The organism is Yersinia pekkanenii, from assembly GCF_001152565.1.
Taxonomy (GTDB): Bacteria; Pseudomonadota; Gammaproteobacteria; order Enterobacterales; family Enterobacteriaceae; genus Yersinia; species Yersinia pekkanenii.
The window spans coordinates 1-2,727 of record NZ_CQAZ01000132.1 but is presented as its reverse complement, the minus strand read 5'-3'; the positions used below and the strand labels follow the sequence as shown (position 1 = coordinate 2,727).

Genomic DNA, 2,727 nt, shown 5'->3' with positions numbered 1-2,727 from the left:
TCGAGGGGTGGTGCGCCAATCTCACCAGTAGCCCATTCACGGTTGCCCGGTTCGTAGAAACTCAATATCTCTTTTTTGCGGCTAGTCATTCTCATGGCGGGATAACTCCTTAATGTGGGATACATCTATCCTACAATAAAAATAATTTTCAGGTTCTGATTTGGATCCGCAGTACGGAACCAAACCGAATTGATGGGGTAAATTTTGAGTAAAAATGAAAGAACGAAAATCAATGTGGGGGCACAAAAAAGGGGCATTTTATTTTTTTAGTTAAATTTAGTTTATATAAAACAACAATTTAAATTATTATTCGATTCCGGCCTTCGCACCGTTAGTATGAAAATCAAGTCACCACAAGGTGGCTTTATTTTTGCCTAGGACCCGTCCTAAATAGCGTTGATACATTTAACTCATGTACTGAGGAAAATGTGATGAACCAATATGTTAAACGCACGCAACGTGATTATCCTCTATCCTTTAAATTGGCCGTTGTCAAACAGGTCGAAAAAGGTGAAATGACCTATCGTCAAGCGCAAGACCGCTAGGGTAACCTGCAAATTCAGCTTATCGGTGAAGTCGATGAAATGTGGGCATTTGTGGGCAACAAAAAGCAGCAACGCTGGCTTTGGTATGCCTGGGAGCCTCGCCTCAAACGTATTATTGCTCATGTTTTTGGTCGTCGGAGCAAAAAGACATTTCGCCAATTATTGGGGTTGCTGTCAGGTTTCAATGTCGCCTTCTGGTGTACCGACAACTTCAGTGCTTATGACATGTTGCTGGATGAAAAACACATCAGGGGCAAGCTTTACACGCAGCGGATTGAGCGTGAAAACTTGAATATCCGTAATCGGTTGAAACGACTAAACCGCAAGACTCTCGGATACTCAAAGTCTGCAGAAATGCATGACAGGATAATCGGTACTTTCATTGAGCGTGAGCATTACCTGGTGTGATGCTAATAACCACATTGAATACATGACCAAAAATCTGAGGTTCCGGCTTAGGAGAGCATGAAAATCTATGGTCCCCACCATTTTTGCAACACTGATTTTGATTTATGATGGGCTTGCTTAAATCTATCCGGCGTCACTATAGGCAAAAATGCCCGCGCCTCGATGAGTTCCGCGCCTGATGAACCTAAAAAAGTGTCCGGCTTCAATGAGCCATTTTCATGCTGAGGTTTTTCATCAGGCCGTTAGGCCGTTCATGTCATCAATAATCAGTCTTCGCAAAACCAGATTGGGAACTGCTTCAATTAGCTATTTATCTGTCAGTTAAATAGCGTTGTCGTCATCTTTCGAACACGGTTTGTCGTGTCGTTATTGCCCAGGCTATCCGGGCTAATTTGTTAGCCAGTGCACAGCACACGACACAGAAATGTTTTCTTGCCAACTGCGTCCTGACCCAGTCAGCCAGCTTTCCAGACTGATTATCGATCCTCTGGATAAATGCCCGTGCACACTGGACTAATAACCGTCGCAGATTTTTATCCCCCCGTTTATTTATCCCCAGAAGTGTATTTTTTCCGCCAGTACTGTACTGTCGTGGTACCAGGCCGGTTGATGCAGCAAAATACCGACTGTTGGCATACTGCTTGCCATCACCCAACTGCGATGACAACACGCTGGCGGTTATCGGGCCGATACCCGGTATAGTCTGAAGGCGTTGCCCCACGTCATCGCGACTCAGTTCCTGCTCCAGTGCCGTTTCAAGCTCGGTGATCTGTTCGATAAGATAGAGATAATGAGCGTGTAAACGCATCAGCAATTGTGCCAGATAGGGAGGAAGATCGTTTTCTGCCAGAACTGTTGAAAGCCGTTTTATCACCGCGATCCCGACAGGCATGCTGATACCAAATTCCAGTAAAAAAGCATGCATCTGATTAGTAGTTTTGACTTTATCTCTGACCAGTGATTCTCTGACCCGATGCAGGGCGCGCATGGCCTGTTGAGCTTCAGTTCGTGGTTGCACAAATCGCATGGCGGGGCGGGATGCTGCTTCGCATATGGCTTCAGCATCAACAAAGTCATTCTTGTTACCTTTAACAAAAGGACGGACAAATTGCGGAGAAATCAGCTTTGCTTCATGGCCTAAATCAGCGATCCGGCGAGCCATAAAGTGGGAACCGGCACAGGATTCCATCACAACGGTAGCCGATGTGCAGCCTGCCAGAAACTCGATCAGTTTGGCGCGAGTAAATTTTTTACGCAACAGGGCTTTGCCTGATTTATCTTGGCAGTGAACATGAAAAGAATGCTTGCCGAGGTCGATACCAATAAGCGTAACGTTTTGCATGATGGTCTTCTCCATAAATATAAATACCCTTTCAGCATACCGCTCACAGGGTGGTGGGGACCATCTCATTAAGTGTGGGGCACCCATGATCTTATGCCGCTGTAGCTAACCTAGGCGCCTCCGGCATGCAGCCGGTCTGCGGGCTAATTTTGAAGCTCGGGTACCAATGCGAAAATCGTTCCTTTAGTTCGTCATTCAGAACAGCCGTCCGAGTCTGCAATAAATAAGGTTCTGTCGCATTAGCATAGGCAAGCTAGCAAAAGTTGCGCTGCCGGTTTTTTAGGCAGTCAATAGATAAAATTGTTCTGCCGGTGGTAAATGCTCCCTGCCAGGGTGCTGAAGTTGTCCTTTGTATATCATGTGCACTAACTCAATACCTGCCAATATCGTCTGCGCCCGCCGAAATGATTTGAATCCCAACATCGGCCGTAT

General features: G+C 45.9%; 1 protein-coding gene and 2 pseudogenes. 1 reads left to right on the top strand and 2 read right to left on the bottom strand.

The annotated features are described in order from the left end of the window. Window positions 1–548: 548 nt before the first annotated feature. A pseudogene (locus tag AEP37_RS23190) lies at window positions 549–953 on the top strand (IS1 family transposase); the annotation flags it as partial. A gap of 337 nt (window positions 954–1,290) precedes the next feature. Here the strand turns inward: AEP37_RS23190 and AEP37_RS23185 are convergent. Continuing rightward, entirely contained in the window at window positions 1,291–2,295 is a 1,005-nt protein-coding gene (locus AEP37_RS23185) for an IS110 family RNA-guided transposase (protein WP_049615537.1), read from the bottom strand. A 279-nt stretch (window positions 2,296–2,574) separates the two neighbouring features. Further along, a pseudogene (locus tag AEP37_RS23180) lies at window positions 2,575–2,727 on the bottom strand (IS6 family transposase); the annotation flags it as partial.

What these genes read in the sequence shown, in the direction of transcription:
- AEP37_RS23185 (WP_049615537.1), bottom strand. Translation starts at nt 2,295, where the DNA reads ATGCAAAACGTTACGCTTATTGGTATCGACCTCGGCAAGCATTCTTTT.